The organism is Streptomyces sp. NPDC002176 (assembly GCF_044903645.1).
Classification (GTDB): domain Bacteria; phylum Actinomycetota; class Actinomycetes; order Streptomycetales; family Streptomycetaceae; genus Streptomyces.
Window position 1 is genome coordinate 1,438,218 of sequence record NZ_JBJDQW010000001.1, and the last position, 16,164, is coordinate 1,454,381.

Sequence of the window (16,164 nt, forward strand, 5' to 3'; positions counted from 1 at the left end):
CGCCGCCTCAGTGGGTGTCGGTCGCGGCCGTGCGGCGACGCCGCGCCGTCACGCCCAGCGCCGCCGCGCCCAGCAGGGCCGCGCCGCCCGCGGCGAAGAGGCCCGGCGACTCGACGCCCTGGGTCCCGCCCGAGCCGGTCTCGACACCGCCGACCGGCATGGAACCCACGGCCGCGCCCGCGACCATTCCGCAGGACGCGGGGGCGGTGGCCTCCTGGGGCAGCTTGGGGTCGAGTTCGCTCTTGCCCTTGCCGAAGTCGTATGTGTCGTTGCCGTTGGGGTCGATGCCGTGCTGGACGACGTGCAGGTCCTTGATGTGGTCCGCGACCTGCTGGGAGACCGTGAGGGTCCGCTCGTAGGAGAGCTTGCCGTCCTTGTCGGCCGCGGGCATCCGGGTGACGTCCAGGCCGCTCTTCTTGCTGGTGTCGCCCTTGGTGGTCAGGGAGATGTTGATGTCTCCGTAGGCGGGCAGGCCCTCGGCGGTGGTGACGATGCCGTCGCCGTTCTTGTCCGCGCTCGCGTCGGGGCAGTGGAAGTCGTGGCCGTCGGTGGAGCCGTGGAGGTGCTGGGCGTGCGGCTGACCGGGCACCAGACCCGACGCGTCGATCTTCACGTTCAGTTCGCGGCCGTCGAGCGTCAGCATCGCGGTGCCGTGGGCCCCGGAGTCGTTCAGCTGCTCCAGGTCGACCTGGTAGGACTGGGAACCGTCGGCCGCCTTCCCGGCCGGGTGGCCCGGGTGGGCGGCCGCGGGTATCGCCGCCGCCAGGCAGAGTGCCGCGGGCAGAACGATCAGGGTGGTCAGACGGGCGGTACGCGGAGCTGTCACGAGGATGTCCCTTTCTTCGCCCGGCCCGGCTGCCGCCAGGACGGGCAACGCCGTCGGATACAGGGGGAATCCGGGGCCTGGGGCAATGCGGATTGGTCTGCTCATGTGAAGCTCTTGCGAGCAGTTCTCGACGTGTCGCGGTGAGCGCACCGCCCCATCCGGACGGCGGTTCCGCGCAGAAACACAGTGGTGACACAGATAGGCGCCGCCGGTGAATTGCACTGGCGACGCCACCCATCTGTCCCTTAAATGAAGGCTAGCAAAAAAGCGCGGAATACGCCAAACATTTCACCCGGCCGCACACACGGCAGAGCGCCCCCTTCCGTGCCGTGCGGCACGAAAAGAGGCGCTCGAAAATCATCCGGTCGTCACTACCGGAGACAGGTGGCTCAGAGGCCGGCGGCGACGCCGCCCAGCGACGTCTGCAGCGGCGCGGAGACACCGGCCGCGACGCCACCGAGGTCGACGCCGCCCAGGTCCAGGCCGGTGGCCGGGGCAACGTTGAGGCCACCGATGTTGCCGATGTTCAGACCGCCGGCCACACCGTCGAGCTCCGCCTCGCCGATCTCGCGGGTCTCGATGGAGGAAGGCACGTGCTGCATATTCATCGTCCTTTTCTCAGAAAACACTTCTTGAATTCGACTCCCGTCTCCTCACGGAGAATCCGGTGGCACGGACAGGGCGCCAGTCGGGTGGAATCAATGAATCACCGACCGGGAGTGCTTACTCATTGGATCACATGATCCTGGCCGAGTGAGCCCCGGCGAGCATTTTCGAGAACGTGACGACACCCTCATGCATGCACGGTGAAAGTATCGCCTTTCCAACTTTTCTCAATCTTCACTGCCGCCCGCCAATCCATTTCGTTGAACGCGGTGCGACCTGGCAGTTCGAGCGGGCTCTCGCGGAGTGCCGGAGGCGTGTTTCGTCCCCCGAGGTCACTGGCGTCACGACGTCGTGATTCTGTGAAGGTCCTCGCGCAGCGGGTTGGGCAGCGGGAGGTAACGGGCGTCCGCCCCGTCCGCGCCGGTCCAGCGGAGCAGGAGGTTGGTCTTGCCCGGCAGGGTGGGCGCGGTGAGGAGGGCCGGGATCTCCGGGAGGGGGTGGCGGGACAGCTCGGCGCGGACGGCGGGCCAGGGGTCGAGGCCGGGGTGGTGTTCGGCGAGGGCGGCGGCGATCTCGGTGAGGTGGTTGACGAGCAGGCAGTACACCAGCCGCTCCCACCCGGCCTCGCGGCTCACCTCGGGCAGCAGCTTGGCCCCCTCGGCGTCCCGGAACAGCGCTTGTACGGGCGTTCCGGCGGCGTCGACGGCGACCAGGGTGTTCTGGAGGTGCGCCTCCAGCACGACCCCGTGCTCGTCGAAGGCGCGGAGCGCGGGCGGCACGACCTGGCGCAGATACGCGGCCCACCAGGCGTCCGGATCGGGTGCGGCGGCGAGCGGACTGCCGTCGAAGCCCTCGGCGAGCCCGGCCGCGAGCAGGGGCGTGGCGCCGGGCAGGAGGTGGCCGCGCAGGCCGTCGCGGACCAGGACGGCGAGTTCCTCGAAGGCGAACACGGCCGTGCGGTAACCCCGGTCGCTCAGCCAGGCCGCGGGCGGCTCCATCCCGGCGAAGGCTCCGCGGGCGGCGGTGTCGGTGCGGCCGAGCTTCTCCAGGTCGTGGCGCCACAGCCTGCGGATGTCGTTGGTGATGCGGACGTCCAGGCTGAACTTCAGGAACAGGTCGCGGGCGGGCTCGTACACGGTGCGCACGGCCGCCGTCGGCCAGACCACGGACTCGGTGGTGCCGAGTCGGATCAGGCGCCGGTCCGCGAAGGCGGAGGCGAGTTCGCGGGCGCGGAGGTCGAGCTGCCAGGGGTGGGCGGGCAGCAGCCGGTAGCCGGGCGGGGCGGTGCCGAGGGCGTCCAGGGCGCTGGTGTCGCCCTCCTCGGCGACCTGGTCCTCGCGGACGCCGAGCATCACCAGTGGGAACCGGGCGTGCGCCTCGGGGGCGTACGGCAGCCAGGCCGCGACCGGACCACCGCCGCGCGCCTTGGGCGCCGGGTGGTGCGGATGGCCGGTGAGCAGCGACTGCTCGGAGCACAGATAGGGGTCCTCGGGGGCGAGGGTGCGGGCGCGGGCGGTGAGCAGGGCGGCGACGGTGTCGCGGCTGTCCAGCATCTCGGCGGGCAGGTCGTCGTTGGGGAGCCCGGTGTGGGCGCGGAGTTCCTCGGCGACGAGTTTGACCAGTTCGGCGTGGGTCAGCCGGTGCCAGGCGCCGTCCACGCGCACCTCGGGGTCGGCCGGGCGGCGGCCGGGGCGGACCCGGAGCAGTCGGCCGGTGCCGGGCAGCCGGTATTCGGGCCGCTCACCGGCGTCCGGGACCGGCCGGGCCACCTCGCGCAGCAGGCAGTTCAGCAGCGGCGCCGACGCGTAGGCGTCGGCGCGCCGGGCGACGGCTTCGGTCGGGGGGTTGAGGTCCACGCGTTCCACTCGTTCTCGTCGTGCTGTGGCCGGTCCGGGGGGCCGACCGTGCTCACCAAGTCTGCGGTATCCGACAATCGTGCCCTGAGCTGCCAGTCCCCGAGGAGCCGACCGTGCACCACTCCCCCACCGCCGAGGCCGAGGTCGCCGAGGAGCTGGCCGTCGTACGGCCCGCCCTGCGCGACCGCTACACGGCCGCGCTGCCGGGAGCCCGCGCGGCGGTGCTGACCCGGCTGTGGCGGGCGCTGGCGCACGAGCCGCTGCCGTGGGTCGCGGCCCGGACGGCGGGAGCGCACGGGCTGACGGTACGGCTGGCGGACGGCCGGGCGCTGCACGGCCCGCGCTCCGACCCGTACGCGACCGGCGACCGCGTCACCGGGGTGCGGCTGGACCGGGAGCGGTACGCGGACCCCGCGCGGCTGATGACGGACCTCGCGGTACCGCACGCGGCCGCGTTCGCCGCCGAGCTGGCCAACAGCGTGGCCTCGCTGGCGCTGTCCCGCGCCGGGGCGGCGGAGCCGGGGGCCGGGTGGCCGGAGCGGGACTGGGAGTGGGAGCAGCGGGTGGTGGACGGGCACCCGTTCCACCCCAACTGCCGTTCCCGGCCCGGTTTCTCGGTGGCCGACCAGCTGGCGTACGGCCCTGAGCACCGGCCGGTGGTGGAGCTGGGCACGGTGGCGGTTCCGGCGGGCGAGTGCCTGGTGTCGGGTAAGTGGCCCGCCGAACTGCGTTCCGGGGCTGACCTGTTGCTCCCGGTGCACCCCTGGCAGGCGGCGCATGTGCTCAAGCGGACCGCCGAGCCGTGGCGTCCGGCGCATCCGCTGATGTCGCTGCGCACCCTGGCGCTGCCCGGCGGACCGCATGTGAAGACGGCGTTGAGCGCCCGGCTGACCTCCTCGGTGCGGGACATCTCCGCGTACTCGGTGCAGGCGTCGGCCGCGCTGTCGGTGCTCGCGGCGGAGCTGGTCGGGCGCATGGACGGGCTGTTGGACATCACGCACACGCTGGGCGCGGCCACGGCCCACTCGCCGGATCTGGCGGTACTGCTGCGCGAGTCGCCCGAGGCGTACGCGGGTCCGGGCGAGCGGGTGCTGCCGGTGGCCGCGCTGTCCACCACGGCCCTGCCCGCGTCCCCCGACTGGCTGGCCGCGTTCACCCGGCTCGCGCTCACGGCGGGGCTGCGTCTGCTGGAGCTGGGGGTGGCGCTGGAGGCGCACGGTCAGAACCTCCTGGTGGTGCTGGCACCGGACGACACCCCGCTGCGGCTGATCTACCGCGATCTGGCCGACATCCGCATCAGCCCGGCCCGGCTGGCCCGGAACGGTATAGCTGTGCCGGAGTTGACGGGACGTCTGGTCACGGATGACGAACTCGCCCTGCGCCGCAAGCTGTTCGGTTCGCTGGTCGGGGGTGCGCTCGGCGCGACGGCGGGTTCCGGCCCGGCGCTGGGTGCCGCGCTGCGGGCCGCGTTGCCGGATCTGCCCCGTACGCCCGACCTGGCCGCGCTGTGTGAAAATCCGTTGCCTGTCAAGGCGTTGACCCTGATGAGGCTGTCCCCGGAGACCCCGGGCGACCTGTGGACGGAGCTGCCCAGCCCCTTCGTTTTGGAGCCCGACACGTACGATCAATAAGATCCGCCGATGATCAGAAGACAACGGCTGGCGGCGGGCGTCTGCGCCCTGCTCGCCGCCCTGGCGGCCGGGATCGCGTATCCCGGCGGGGCCGCAGCGGACGAGACCGAGCCGCAGCCCGCTCCGAAGGTCGAACTCGTCCTGGATGTCAGCGGTTCCATGCGGGCACGCGACATCGACGGCGGCAGCCGGATGGCGGCGGCCAAGCAGGCGTTCAACGAGGTGCTCGACGCGACGCCCGAGGAGGTGGAGCTCGGCATCCGCACCCTGGGCGCCAACTACCGCGGCAACGACCGCAGAACGGGCTGCAAGGACACCGCACAGCTCTATCCGGTCGGTCCGCTGGACCGCACCGAGGCGAAGACCGCGGTGGCCACGCTGACGCCGACCGGCTGGACGCCCATCGGCCCGGCGCTGCTGAAGGCGGCCGACGACTTCGGGAACGGTGACGGCACCCGCCGGATCGTCCTGATCAGCGACGGCGAGGACACCTGCCAGCCGCTCGACCCGTGCCAGGTGGCCCGCGAGATAGCCGCCAAGGGCATCGGCCTGACCATCGACACCCTGGGCCTGGTGCCGGACGCCAAGACCCGCGACCAGCTCAGCTGCATCGCGGACGCCACGGGCGGCACCTACACCTCCGTCCAGCACAAGGAAGAACTGACGGACCGCGTCGGCCAGTTGGTTGAGCGGGCCGCCGATCCGGTGGTGACCCCGGTGGCCACCGAGGGCGCCGACGCGTGCGCCGGGGCCCCCGCGCTCAAGTCCGGTCTGTACACGGACCGCGAGGAGTTCGGCAAGCAGCGCTGGTACAAGGTCGACGTCCAGCCCGGCCAGGAGCTGCGCGCCTCGGTGAGCGTCGCCAATGACCGCGCCACGAACCCCAACTACGGTGTGCTCATGCGGGCGGTGACCCAGCACGGCCGCGAGATCGTACGCGGCGAGGGCGCGGGCACCGGCCGTACCGACGCGATCTCCACCGGCCTGCGCTACCCGAAGCCCGAGGCCGACGACGACACCGCGAGCCCGGAGACGGTCTGCCTCCAGGTGACCAACTCCTTCTCGGCCAACCCAGGCGTGAAGACCACGCCGGGCATGCCGCTGGAGCTGACGGTCGACGTGGTCGACGGTCCCTCCACCGCTTCTGACGTGGCCTCCTTCGGCCTCGGCCGCGGCTGGTGGCTGCTGGCCGCGCTGGTACTGACCGGCTTCGTCGCGGGTCTGCTGTGGGGCTGGCTGTCCCGCTGGCGGGTCGCGGTCTGGAGGACGAACTGATGTGTGCGATACGTGTGTTGAGCGCGGCCCTGCTGACGCTGGGCCTGGCCGCCGCCCCCGCCGCGGCCGACTCCTCCCCCTCCCCGAGCGCCTCGACGGACGGCAAGGCCCCCACCCAGGCGGGCACGTCCTTCCGTACGGCGGCCGAGATGGAGCAGGGCCAGACGGCCACCGCCTCCGCGTCCACCGGTGACTACCTGTACTGGTCGTTCCCGGCCGACACCGGCCAGCGCGCCACCGTCAAGGCGACGGTGAAGCTGCCGGGTTCGCACGCCGCGCAGACCTGGCAGCTCGACGTCTACGACGGTCTGCGCCGCCACCAGTCCTGCCAGTACGGCGCGGCCACCCGCACCGCCGAGCAGGGCTCGGCCACGGTCGAACTGGCCTGTGTACTGCGCACGGTGCGTGCCTGGTCCGAGCCGTGGGCCAACGACCCGCTGCCCGGCACCTACTACGTCCGCCTGACGGTGCTGAACCTCGGCTCCGCCGACCTCGGTCTGCCGGTGCGGGCCGAGGTCCGCGCGGACTCGAAGAACATCGGCGGCGCGGCGGCCGTGGACGGCTCGCTGGGCAAGCCGCTCGTCCCCGGTATCGCGGTCACGTCCGAGGCGGAGAAGGACGGTTCGAAGTCGGCCGTGCTCTCCACGATCGAGCCGGACGACGGCTGGTCCTCGCACTGGTGGTCCAGCCGCTGGGTGTGGACCGCCGTCGGCGGTGTGCTGGCCGCGCTCGCGGGCATCGGCGGTTACGCGCTGACCCGGGGCCGGGGCCGTCCGACGTACGTCCCACCGGGCGCCTGACCCGGACGAAGGCCCGCCGAAATGGCGGGCCTTCGTCGTCAGTCCGCCCGCAACGCCTTGGCGAGGGCCCCGTCACCCGTCACCGTGACCCGCCCCGCCCGCACCACGTCCACGATCGCGGACTCACCCCGGCACACCTCCGCGCAGGTCGCCGCGTCCATCACCAGCCGGGCGTCCACCGCCGTCGGCGCCGGTCCGTGCCCGTACACCGGCCCGCCCTCCGCGCCGACGTACAGATGGAAGTCGCCTTCCTCCGTGCTGACTTCGGCCACTCCGGCTCCCACCTCCGCCGCGTTCAGCGCCGCCAGCAGCGGCAGCGCCGACCAGTGGGCGCGTACCGCGTCGGTCGGCCGCAGCTCCGCCAGCTCGGGGCCGCCCCACTCCCCCAGGGCGTGCAGCACCGGTAGCAAGTCCCGTCCGCGCGGGGTGAGTTCGTACACGTAAGCCGCGCCGGGCGGGGGCAGCTTGCGCCGCCCGGTGATCCCGTCGCGCTCCATGTCCTTCAGCCGGGAGGCGAGGACGTCCGTGCTCACGCCGGGGAGGTCCGCGTGCAGGTCGGTGTAGCGGCGGGGTCCGGCCAGCAACTCCCGGACGATCAGCAGGGTCCAGCGGTCCCCGACGAGGTCGAGGGCGCGGGCCGCGGAGCAGTACTGGTCGTAGCGTCGGCGAGGTGGCATGCGACGCAGTCTAGACATGTTGTTGGACTTTCCAAGCTCCTACTTGGTAAAACCAAGCAACACACGTTGGCGGAGGGGTTGCGGCGCATGGAGTTCCGGCAGTCGAACAAGCTCAGCGAGGTCTGCTACGAGATCCGCGGTCCGGTGATCCAGCACGCGGACGCGCTGGAGGAGGCGGGGCACAGTGTGCTGCGCCTGAACACCGGCAACCCGGCGCTCTTCGGTTTCGAGGCGCCGGAGGAGATCACCCAGGACATGATCCGGATGCTCCCCCGCGCCCACGGCTACACCGACTCGCGCGGTGTCCTCTCGGCCCGCCGGGCGGTGGCCCAGCGCTACCAGACCCTCGGCCTGGAGGTGGACGTCGACGACGTGTTCCTGGGCAACGGCGTCTCCGAGCTGGTGTCCATGGCCGTGACGGCGCTGGTGGAGGACGGCGACGAGGTCCTCATCCCGGCCCCGGACTTCCCGCTCTGGACGGCTGTCACCACGCTGGCCGGTGGTCGAGCTGTGCACTACCTGTGCGACGAGCAGGCCGACTGGGCGCCCGACCTGGCCGACATGGCGTCGAAGATCACCGACCGCACCAAGGCCGTGGTCATCATCAACCCGAACAACCCGACCGGCGCGGTGTATCCGAAGGAGGTCGTGGAGGGCATCCTCGACCTGGCTCGGCGCCACGGCCTGATGGTGTTCGCGGACGAGATCTACGACCAGATCCTCTACGACGACGCCGTCCACCACTCGGCCGCCGCCCTCGCCCCCGACCTCGTCGTCCTCACCTTCTGCGGCCTCTCCAAGACCTACCGGGTGGCGGGTTTCCGCTCCGGGTGGCTGGTGGTCACCGGGCCCAAGCAGCACGCGAAGAGCTATCTGGAGGGCCTGACCATGCTGGCCTCCATGCGGCTGTGCCCCAACGCGCCCGCCCAGTACGCCATCCAGGCCGCGCTGGGCGGCCGCCAGTCCATCCACGAACTCACCGCGCCGGGCGGCCGGTTGTACGAGCAGCGCAACGTGGCCTGGGAGAAGCTGAACGAGATCCCCGGCGTGTCCTGCGTCCGCCCCAAGGGCGCGCTGTACGCGTTCCCGCGCCTCGATCCCAAGGTGCACAAGATCCACGACGACGAGAAGTTCGTCCTCGATCTGCTGCTCCGCGAGAAGATCCAGGTCGTCCAGGGCACCGGCTTCAACTGGCCCACCCCCGACCACTTCCGCATCCTCACCCTGCCCTACGCGGATGATCTGGAAGCGGCCATCGGCCGGATCGGGCGCTTCCTGAGCGGGTACCGGCAGTAGGTCCGCCGGGGACTGTCAGTGCCCGGTCGTACGCTTCGAGGACCAGCAGGGGACCCGGAGGGAGCAGCGCGATGGCACGACCGCCCACCGCCGCCCAGCAGCGCGTCATCGAGGGCGCCGACCCCGACACCGGGCGACTGCGCGGCACGGACGCCCAGCTCGCCGCGCTGGTCCGGCTCGGCCTCGCCTTCCGGCACCCCCGCCCGCCCCACGACCACTTCCTGACCCCGGCGGGCCACCGCCTCCGCGAGGCCGAGCCGGAGTCCGCCGCTCCCACCGCCGCCGAGCCCGGTGGTGTCTTCGCCGCGCGGGTCGGCGGCGCGGAGGAGGCACCGCCCGTCCCGAGCCGGACGCGTGAGATACGTGACGCCTGGCAGGGCCTCCTGGAGCTGCGCCGCATGACCAACCAGGACGGCGCCACCGACCGCCCCTGCGGCTGGGAACGCACCCACCTGGTCCGCGCCGCCGCCCTCGCCCTGGAGGCGGCCGGCCACCAGCCGGAGTCCGCGACCACCCCCGGCTACCGCGTCCGCGCGACCCCGCAGCCGGAGGCGGTCGCGGTGCACGGCCCGGCGCTCGGGGAGTACACGGCCACCCTGAAGGCGGCGGGCTGGCAGTGCGGCGAGTACACGGAGGCCCGCACCAGAGCCCGCCACCTCCTGGCGTCCCCGCGCCGGGTGTGAGCCACCGGTCAGCTCCGGGCGAGCCGCCGCGCCTGCTCGCGGGTGGTCCGGGCGAGCGCGTCCTCGTCCACGTGCAGCAGCACCCCGTCCGCCACGATCTGCCGCCCGCCCACGAAGGAGGCCGTGACCGGGGCGGGGGCGCCGAGGACCAGCGCCGCCACCGGGTCGGCGATGGAGGCGTGGGCCAGGGTGTCCATGCGCCACAGGACCAGGTCGGCGAGCTTGCCGGGCTCCAGGGAGCCGATCTCCTGGGCGCGGCCCAGGACTTGGGCGCCGCCGTAGGTGCCGAGGCGGAGGGCCTGGCGGGTGGTGAGGGCGGCTTCCCGGTGCGGGCCGAGGCGGTTGACCAGGAGGGCGTTGCGGAGTTCGGTGTGGAGTTCGCCCGACTCGTTGGAGGCCGTGCCGTCGACGCCCAGGCCGACCGGGACGCCCGCCGCCAGCAGGTCCGGCACCCGCGCGATCCCCGCCGCGAGGCGGGCGTTGGACGACGGACAGTGGGCGACGCCGGTGCCGGTGCGGGCGAACGCGTCGATGTCGGAGTCGTTCATGTGGACGCAGTGCGCCATCCACACGTCCTCCCCCAGCCAGCCGGTGGACTCGAAGTACTCGGTCGGGCCCATGCCGAACAGCTCGTGGCAGAACTTCTCCTCCTCCACCGTCTCCGAGCCGTGGGTGTGCAGCCGCACCCCCAGCCGCCGCGCCAACTCCGCGCCCTGCTTCATCAGTTCGGCGGAGACGGAGAAGGGCGAGCAGGGCGCGACCGCGACCTGGGTCAGCGCGCCGAAGGAAGGGTCGTGATGTTCGCGGACGGTGGCCTCGGTGGCGGCCAGCGCCTCGTCCAGGCTCTCCACCGCGAAGTCCGGCGGCAGCCCGCCGTCCGACTCGCCCCGGTCCATCGAGCCACGGGCCAGGGTGAAGCGGACGCCGGTGTCGCGGGCGGCACGCACGATCGCGCCGGACAGGTCGCCGGTGCCGCGCGGGTAGACGTAGTGGTGGTCCATGGCGGTGGTGACCCCACCGCGGGCCATCATCGCCAGCGAGCCCCGCGCGCCCGCGGACACCATGTCCTCGTCGATGCGCGCCCAGGTCGGGTAGAGGGCCACCAGCCAGTCGAAGAGGTTGTGGTCGGTGGCCAGGCCCCGGGTGAGCCACTGGTAGAAGTGGTGGTGGGTGTTGACCAGGCCGGGGGTGGCCAGGTGCCCGGTGGCGTCGATCCGGCGGGTGACCCCGGTGAGCCCCTCGGGGGCCGGACCCGCGCCGACCGACTCGATCCGGTCGCCGGAGAGGACGAGGTGTCCTGTGGCGTACTCGGTGTCGTCGGCGTCCACGGTGGCGATCGCGCAGTTCTCGATGACGATGCGCTCGGCTGGTGCCACGGTTCGTCCTTCACGCTCGAAGAGTTCTCAGAGGTTGGTGAGGTCCACCGGGATCGCCGCCTCGCGGCCCTCGCGGAGGACGGTCGCCTCGATCAGGCCGTAGGGCCGGTCGGCGGCGAGGTACACCTCGTTGTCGTTGGTCAGCCCGAAGGGGGTGAGGTCGGCCAGGAAGTGGTGCTTGTTCGGCAGGGAGAGCCGGATCTCGTCGACCTCGGCACGCTCCCCGATCACCCGCGCGCCCATCTCGTACAGGGTCTGCTGGAGGGAGTACGAGTAGGTCCCGGCGAACGCTTCCAGCAGGTGGCGCCGGGTCTCGGCGTAGGAGGCGTCCCAGTCGGGGGCGTCGCCCTCGCCGGTCCAGCCGTACCGCCAGCGGGCGTTCACCTCGGTGGCCAGGACGCGGTCGTACGCCTCGGGGAGGGTGGTGTACTCGTCCTTGGCGTAGCCCCAGAACTCGGAGTCGGTGGAGTTCAGCACCACCAGGTCCCCCAGGCCGGAGACGATCTGCCAGGACGTGCCGTCGTAGGAGACCTGGGCGTGCCGGACCTCCTGGCCCTTGCGGACGAACGAGTGACCGGCGTCTTCCGCGCCGATCCGCTCCCAGGAGTACTCCTCGATCCGGATGCGGGCCGTGCGGATCGCCTCCTGGGAGGTGACGAAGTGCCGGGCGAGGTGGATGCCGAACTGCTCGGCGGACTCGATGCCGTACCGCTTGGCGAACGCGTACACCGTGTTCTTGGTGGTGTCGGTCGGCAGGACGTGGGCGTTGGAGCCGGAGTAGTGGACGTCGTCCATGTCGCCGCCGAGGGTGACGGAGACGTTGAGGTCCTTGATGTGGTGGGTGGCGCCGTCGCGCGTGATCCGGACGACCCGGTTCTCGGCCTTGCCGTACTGGTTCTGCGCCAGGACCGCGGGCCCGGCCGGGCGGGACGTTTCTGCCATGGGTGCTAGCTCCCTCGGTATACGGAGTAGCCGAACGGGCTGAGCAGCAGCGGGACGTGGTAGTGCTCCCCGGCCCGGACGGCGAAGGTGACGGTCACCTCCGGGAAGAACGCGTCCCCTCTCTCGCCGAGGTACGGCTCCACGGCGAAGTCGAGCCGTACCCGCGCGGTTCCCTCGGGCGGGGTCGGCAGGTCCCGGCAGCGGCCGTCGGCGTCGGTGGTCCCCTCGCCGAGCGGCTGCCAGTCGGCGCCGGAGCCGGTGCGGGCCGAGAGGTGGACCGTGACGCCCTGGGCGGGGCGGCCGAGGGAGGTGTCCAGGATGTGGGTGGACACGGAGGCGGTGGTGGTGGTCATGGTGCGGGCGTCCTTCAGGCGACGAGTCGGGCCAGGCGGATGCGGTTGATCCTGCCCAGTTCGGCGCGGGCGGTCTCCCGTTCCCGCTCCGGCGTGTTGCCGAGCCGCTCCGTCAGGGCGTCGCGCATCTCCTCGCCGGTCAGGCCGGTGGCGCAGATCAGGAAGACCTGGCCGAAGCGGTCCTGGTAGGCGAGGTTCAGTTCGAGCATCTCCGCGCGCAGGGCGTCGGAGGCGTCCGTCATGCCACGTTGCTCCCGCGTGGAGGCGGGGTCGCCGGGTTTCGGGCGGCCGATCGGCGGGTGGCCCGCCATCGCCTCGGCCAGGTCGTCGGCGCCGAGACCGGCGAGGGCCGCGTCGGCGGCGAGGTACAGGTCGTCCGGGGTGGCGTACGGGCGGGCGACCAGGAGCAGGCGGGCCCAGGCGGTGGAGGCGCACACCTCGTGCAGGGCGGCGAGCGCGGCCTCGTCCCCGAGGGCGTTGAACCGGGCCAGGCCCAGGGGGGTGGCGGGCGATGTCACGGGCGCCTCCGTGGCCGCGAGGGCCGTCGTGCCGGACGGGGTGCCGTCAGCTAACGCCTCACGGCGACGGCACGTCAACACTTTGTTGAAAATTCTGGGTTACCGGGCGGGCTCAGCGGCCCTTCTCCCGGTTCAGGTAGTTGTAGATGGTGAACCGGCTGACGCCGAGCGCCCCCGCCACCGTCTCCACCCCGTGCCGCACCGTGAAGGCGCCCCGCGCCTCCAGCGTCCGGACGATCTCCTGCTTGGCCTTCCGGTCCAGCTCGGCCAGCGGCCGCCCCTCCCGGCGCTCCAGCGCGGTGAGGATGTGGTCGAGGGACTCCGCCAGCTGCGGCAGCCGTACGGCGGCGACGTCGGCGCCCTCCCAGGCCAGCACCACGTCGTCGGGGCCCGCCTCGCCCGGCGGGAGCAACTCACCGCCCATGGCGTCGACCAGGGGTCGCACGGCGGCGAGGAAGGGCTCCTCGGCGGTCACCTACCGCCCTCCCCGACCACGTTGACCTGCAGGGATATCCGGGTCGCCCCAGCCTCCAGGCTCCGCCGCAGCAGCGCGTCCACGGCTCTCAGCACCCCGTCCGCGCCGCCCTCGGCCATGGTGCCGAAGGGCCCGACGTCCACGGTGTCCAGCCCGCCGCCCTCGACCACCTCACGGGCCGCCACCGCGTGCGCGGGCGGGACGTCCAGGTCGAAGGGTTCGGTGGTGAACTCCACTCGCAGTCTCAACTGTGCCCCCAGGTCTAGGTCGTACGACCTTAGCCCCGGTCGGCCCCACGAGGTCGCTCCCGCGGGGCCGGAGGGGGTCACTCGGGCAGGTCCTCCGTCCCCCAGTCGGTGTCGGGCGTGGTGGCCAGGGTGAAGTCCAGCCGCCCGCCGTCGCGCGCCTCGGTCGGGGTGAGCCAGGAGCGGGTCACCGGGTGGCCGTCACGGCGTACGGCGCCGATGTAGACGTGGGTGTCGTCGGCTTCGGGGGCGGTGATGACGAGGTCGGTCCGGCCCGGCCGGTCGACGGTCGCCTTCGGGAACAGCGGGGCGCCGAGCAGCAGAGTGGCGCTGCCGGGGGTCTGCGGGTAGAGGCCGAGGGCGGAGAAGACGTACCAGGCGGACATGGTGCCGAGGTCGTCGTTGCCGGGGAGGCCGGCGGGGCCGGTGCCGTAGACGGTGTCGAGGATCTGGCGCACCGTCGCCTGGGTCTTCCAGGGCTGGCCGAGCGCGTTGTAGAGCCAGGGGGCGTGGATGCCGGGCTCGTTGGTGGGGTCGTAGCGCAGGGGGTCGCCGCCGCGTACGGACCAGGAGCCGTCCGGGTGGTGGAAGAAGCCGTCGAGCCGGGTCGCGGCCGTGCTCCGGCCGCCCATCGCGTCGGCGAGCCCCTGGATGTCGTGCGGCACCATCCAGGTGTAGGTGGCGCTGGTGCCCTGCGCGAACCCGAGGTCGCTCGCCGGGTTGAAGGGGGTGACCCAGGTGCCGTCGAGCTTGCGGGCCTGGACGTAGCCGGTGGCGGGGTTGAAGACGTTGCGCCAGTAGGCCGCGCGGTCGGTGAAGACCTTGGCGTCCTCGTCCCGGCCGAGCTGGCGGGCCCACTGGGCGAGGGAGAAGTCCGCGACCGCGTCCTCCAGGGTCTCCGCCGCGCCGCCCCAGCAGTGGCAGGCGTCCTGGGGTGCGTAGTGCGAGACCAAGTACTGCGCCAGGCCCGGGCGTTGACCCTCACACTGGCCGGGGCAGCCCGCGTCGGAGAGGTCGTCCGGGGTGGGCACGGTGGCCTGGCGGACCAGGGAGGCGTAGGCGCCGCGGTAGTCGAAGTTCCGTACCCCCATGGCGTAGAAGGTGGCCAGGGTGGCGGCGGACGGGTCGCCGGTCGTCACATGGGTGGCGCCGCTGATGTGCACCCAGCGGTCCCAGGTCCCGCCGTTCTGCCGGGCGAAGTTGTACAGCGACTGCGCGAAGTCGCCCGCCACCGTGGGCCTCAGCAGCGCGAGCAGCTGGATCTGCGCCCGGTACTGGTCCCAGCCGGAGAAGTTGCTGTACTGCGCCCGCTGCCCGCGCGCCAGCCGGTGCACGGCCTGGTCCATGCCCCAGTAGCGGCCGTCGGTGTCGCTGATCAGGTTGGGCTGCGTCAGAGAGTGGTAGAGCGCGGTGTAGAACGCGGTACGCCGGGCCGGGCTCCCGCCCTCGGCGCGTACGGTGCTCAGCTCGCGGTCCCAGTCCCGCGCCCCCGCCTCGGCCACGTCGGCCACGCTCGCCCGCGCGGGGATCTCGTGGCGGAGGTTGGCCTCGGCGCCCGCGAGGCTGACGTAGGAGATGCCGAGCCGCATGTGGACATCGTTGTCAGCCGCCGGGTCGAAGCCGACCCAGCCACCGGAGCCGCGTCCGGCGCGGTCGGCGCCCGTGGCGTAGCCCTCGCCGCCGGAGGCCGTGGTGGAGCCGGGCGACAGGGTGCCGTCGTGCCAGGTGCCGGTGGTGGCGAAGGCGCGGTCGAAGGTGCCGCTGAAGTGCAGCCGGTAGTAGCTCTTGCGGTTGTTGGTCCCGCCGTTGGCGCGGCGGCCGCAGAACGCGCCGGTCAGCACCCAGCCGGTCACCTTGCGGTGGGCGGCGTCGATGTCGATGTGCGCGTCCTCGCTGCCGTTGAGCGAGTTGGAGACGCGGAAGAGCAGGCTCGCCGGGCGGTCGGCGGGGAAGGTGAAGTCGGCGACCCCGGCCCGCCTGCTCACCGCGAGGTCGGCGGAGGCGCCGGAGGCGAGACCGAGGGTGTAGCGGCCGGGTACCGCCTTCTCGTCGGCGTGGGAGAAGTCCGCCGCGTAGACGGCGTCCTTGGTGTCGGCGGACGGGGAGGACGTGACGGCGCCGGTGAACGGCATGATCGGGACGTCCCCGGCCGCGCCGGGGTTGCAGCCCGCGCCGTTGACATGGGTGAGGCTGAGGCCGCGTATCCGGGTGGTGTTGTAGGCGTACCCGTTGGCCGCTCCCGTGCTTGTCTGGTCGCCCGTGGTGCTGGTGGGCGACCAGGCGATCATGCCCTGGGGCAGGGTGGCGCCGGGGAAGGTGTTGCCGCCGTTCGCGGAGCCGATCAGCGGGTCCACCAGCGACGACAGCCGCTCCGGGGCGCTCGCCGCGACGGCCGGGAAGGGGGCCGCCACGGCGAGCGCGGTGGTGACGGCCGTGACGGCCGATCTCGTGCCGAGCCGTCTCGCGGCGCGGAGGAGGGCGTGGCGCATGCGTCGGGTCTGCCTTTCCGTGGAGGACATCGGGCGCCGCGAGGCTAGAAGCCCGGCCGGTGCGGGGGAAGAGGGCGGGGGCGGCGGCCGGTGAAACCTGGGCGAATTCTCGGGCC

At 72.5% G+C, this 16,164-nt stretch carries 16 protein-coding genes; 5 read left to right on the forward strand and 11 right to left on the reverse strand.

The genetic code is table 11. From position 1 onward, the window contains the following. Window positions 1–7: 7 nt before the first annotated feature. The 3 genes from ACI2LY_RS06470 to ACI2LY_RS06480 form a co-directional block, all read right to left on the reverse strand. Entirely contained in the window at window positions 8–826 is an 819-nt protein-coding gene (locus ACI2LY_RS06470) for a hypothetical protein (protein ID WP_389002360.1), read from the reverse strand. 389 nt (window positions 827–1,215) lie between these two features. After that, window positions 1,216–1,428: a type A2 lantipeptide gene (locus ACI2LY_RS06475; protein ID WP_404706152.1), complete on the reverse strand. Its 213-nt coding sequence runs from the start codon at window positions 1,426–1,428 to the stop codon at window positions 1,216–1,218. 345 nt (window positions 1,429–1,773) lie between these two features. Next, on the reverse strand, window positions 1,774–3,297 hold the full coding sequence (locus tag ACI2LY_RS06480; RefSeq protein WP_404706153.1) for an IucA/IucC family protein: 1,524 nt from the start codon (window positions 3,295–3,297) through the stop codon (window positions 1,774–1,776). Window positions 3,298–3,401: 104 nt separating this feature from the next. On the opposite strand from ACI2LY_RS06480, the gene ACI2LY_RS06485 reads away from it, so the two are divergent. The 3 genes from ACI2LY_RS06485 to ACI2LY_RS06495 are packed head-to-tail and all read left to right on the forward strand — an operon-like array spanning window position 3,402 to window position 6,994. Beyond that, entirely contained in the window at window positions 3,402–4,919 is a 1,518-nt protein-coding gene (locus tag ACI2LY_RS06485) for an IucA/IucC family protein (protein ID WP_404706154.1), read from the forward strand. A gap of 9 nt (window positions 4,920–4,928) precedes the next feature. Continuing rightward, complete coding sequence (locus ACI2LY_RS06490; RefSeq protein ID WP_404706155.1) at window positions 4,929–6,194, forward strand: VWA domain-containing protein; 1,266 nt, start codon at window positions 4,929–4,931, stop codon at window positions 6,192–6,194. Beyond that, window positions 6,194–6,994, forward strand: coding sequence for a hypothetical protein (locus ACI2LY_RS06495; protein ID WP_404706156.1), 801 nt, complete (start codon window positions 6,194–6,196; stop codon window positions 6,992–6,994). The genes ACI2LY_RS06490 and ACI2LY_RS06495 overlap by 1 nt, the downstream gene beginning before the upstream one ends. A 38-nt stretch (window positions 6,995–7,032) precedes the next feature. Here ACI2LY_RS06495 and ACI2LY_RS06500 read toward each other — a convergent pair whose 3' ends face one another. Continuing rightward, complete coding sequence (locus ACI2LY_RS06500) at window positions 7,033–7,671, reverse strand: winged helix-turn-helix transcriptional regulator (protein WP_404706157.1); 639 nt, start codon at window positions 7,669–7,671, stop codon at window positions 7,033–7,035. Window positions 7,672–7,758: 87 nt separating this feature from the next. On the opposite strand from ACI2LY_RS06500, the gene ACI2LY_RS06505 reads away from it, so the two are divergent. Further along, on the forward strand, window positions 7,759–8,967 hold the full coding sequence (locus tag ACI2LY_RS06505; protein ID WP_404706158.1) for a pyridoxal phosphate-dependent aminotransferase: 1,209 nt from the start codon (window positions 7,759–7,761) through the stop codon (window positions 8,965–8,967). 71 nt (window positions 8,968–9,038) lie between these two features. Then, the gene (locus ACI2LY_RS06510) at window positions 9,039–9,650 is read left to right on the forward strand and encodes a hypothetical protein (RefSeq protein ID WP_404706159.1); all 612 of its coding nucleotides are present in this window, start codon (window positions 9,039–9,041) and stop codon (window positions 9,648–9,650) included. Window positions 9,651–9,658: 8 nt separating this feature from the next. Here ACI2LY_RS06510 and ACI2LY_RS06515 read toward each other — a convergent pair whose 3' ends face one another. From ACI2LY_RS06515 to ACI2LY_RS06545, 7 genes are all read right to left on the reverse strand, one after another. Continuing rightward, entirely contained in the window at window positions 9,659–11,026 is a 1,368-nt protein-coding gene (locus ACI2LY_RS06515; RefSeq protein ID WP_404706160.1) for an 8-oxoguanine deaminase, read from the reverse strand. Between the two features lie 27 nt (window positions 11,027–11,053). After that, a complete protein-coding gene (pucL, locus tag ACI2LY_RS06520; RefSeq protein ID WP_404706161.1) occupies window positions 11,054–11,968 on the reverse strand; it encodes a factor-independent urate hydroxylase in 915 nt (304 codons plus the stop codon). 5 nt (window positions 11,969–11,973) lie between these two features. After that, entirely contained in the window at window positions 11,974–12,321 is a 348-nt protein-coding gene (gene uraH / locus ACI2LY_RS06525) for a hydroxyisourate hydrolase (protein WP_404706162.1), read from the reverse strand. Window positions 12,322–12,335: 14 nt separating this feature from the next. Then, a complete protein-coding gene (gene uraD, locus ACI2LY_RS06530; protein WP_404706163.1) occupies window positions 12,336–12,839 on the reverse strand; it encodes a 2-oxo-4-hydroxy-4-carboxy-5-ureidoimidazoline decarboxylase in 504 nt (167 codons plus the stop codon). 112 nt (window positions 12,840–12,951) lie between these two features. Beyond that, window positions 12,952–13,263 carry a helix-turn-helix domain-containing protein gene (locus ACI2LY_RS06535; RefSeq protein ID WP_389003168.1) on the reverse strand — a complete coding sequence of 104 codons (312 nt, stop codon included), beginning with the start codon at window positions 13,261–13,263 and terminating at the stop codon, window positions 12,952–12,954. 47 nt (window positions 13,264–13,310) lie between these two features. Next, window positions 13,311–13,562, reverse strand: coding sequence for a hypothetical protein (locus tag ACI2LY_RS06540; RefSeq protein WP_404706164.1), 252 nt, complete (start codon window positions 13,560–13,562; stop codon window positions 13,311–13,313). 77 nt (window positions 13,563–13,639) lie between these two features. After that, complete coding sequence (locus ACI2LY_RS06545; protein ID WP_404706165.1) at window positions 13,640–16,048, reverse strand: GH92 family glycosyl hydrolase; 2,409 nt, start codon at window positions 16,046–16,048, stop codon at window positions 13,640–13,642. Window positions 16,049–16,164 lie beyond the last annotated feature (116 nt).

Coding starts and splice junctions, on each gene's coding strand:
- ACI2LY_RS06475 (WP_404706152.1), bottom strand. CDS start 1,428: ATGCAGCACGTGCCTTCCTCCATCGAGACCCGCGAGATCGGCGAGGCG.
- ACI2LY_RS06490 (WP_404706155.1), top strand. CDS start 4,929: ATGATCAGAAGACAACGGCTGGCGGCGGGCGTCTGCGCCCTGCTCGCC.
- ACI2LY_RS06495 (WP_404706156.1), top strand. CDS start 6,194: ATGTGTGCGATACGTGTGTTGAGCGCGGCCCTGCTGACGCTGGGCCTG.
- ACI2LY_RS06500 (WP_404706157.1), bottom strand. CDS start 7,671: ATGCCACCTCGCCGACGCTACGACCAGTACTGCTCCGCGGCCCGCGCC.
- ACI2LY_RS06505 (WP_404706158.1), top strand. CDS start 7,759: ATGGAGTTCCGGCAGTCGAACAAGCTCAGCGAGGTCTGCTACGAGATC.
- ACI2LY_RS06510 (WP_404706159.1), top strand. CDS start 9,039: ATGGCACGACCGCCCACCGCCGCCCAGCAGCGCGTCATCGAGGGCGCC.
- pucL (WP_404706161.1), bottom strand. CDS start 11,968: ATGGCAGAAACGTCCCGCCCGGCCGGGCCCGCGGTCCTGGCGCAGAAC.
- uraH (WP_404706162.1), bottom strand. CDS start 12,321: ATGACCACCACCACCGCCTCCGTGTCCACCCACATCCTGGACACCTCC.
- ACI2LY_RS06535 (WP_389003168.1), bottom strand. CDS start 13,263: ATGGGCGGTGAGTTGCTCCCGCCGGGCGAGGCGGGCCCCGACGACGTG.
- ACI2LY_RS06545 (WP_404706165.1), bottom strand. CDS start 16,048: ATGCGCCACGCCCTCCTCCGCGCCGCGAGACGGCTCGGCACGAGATCG.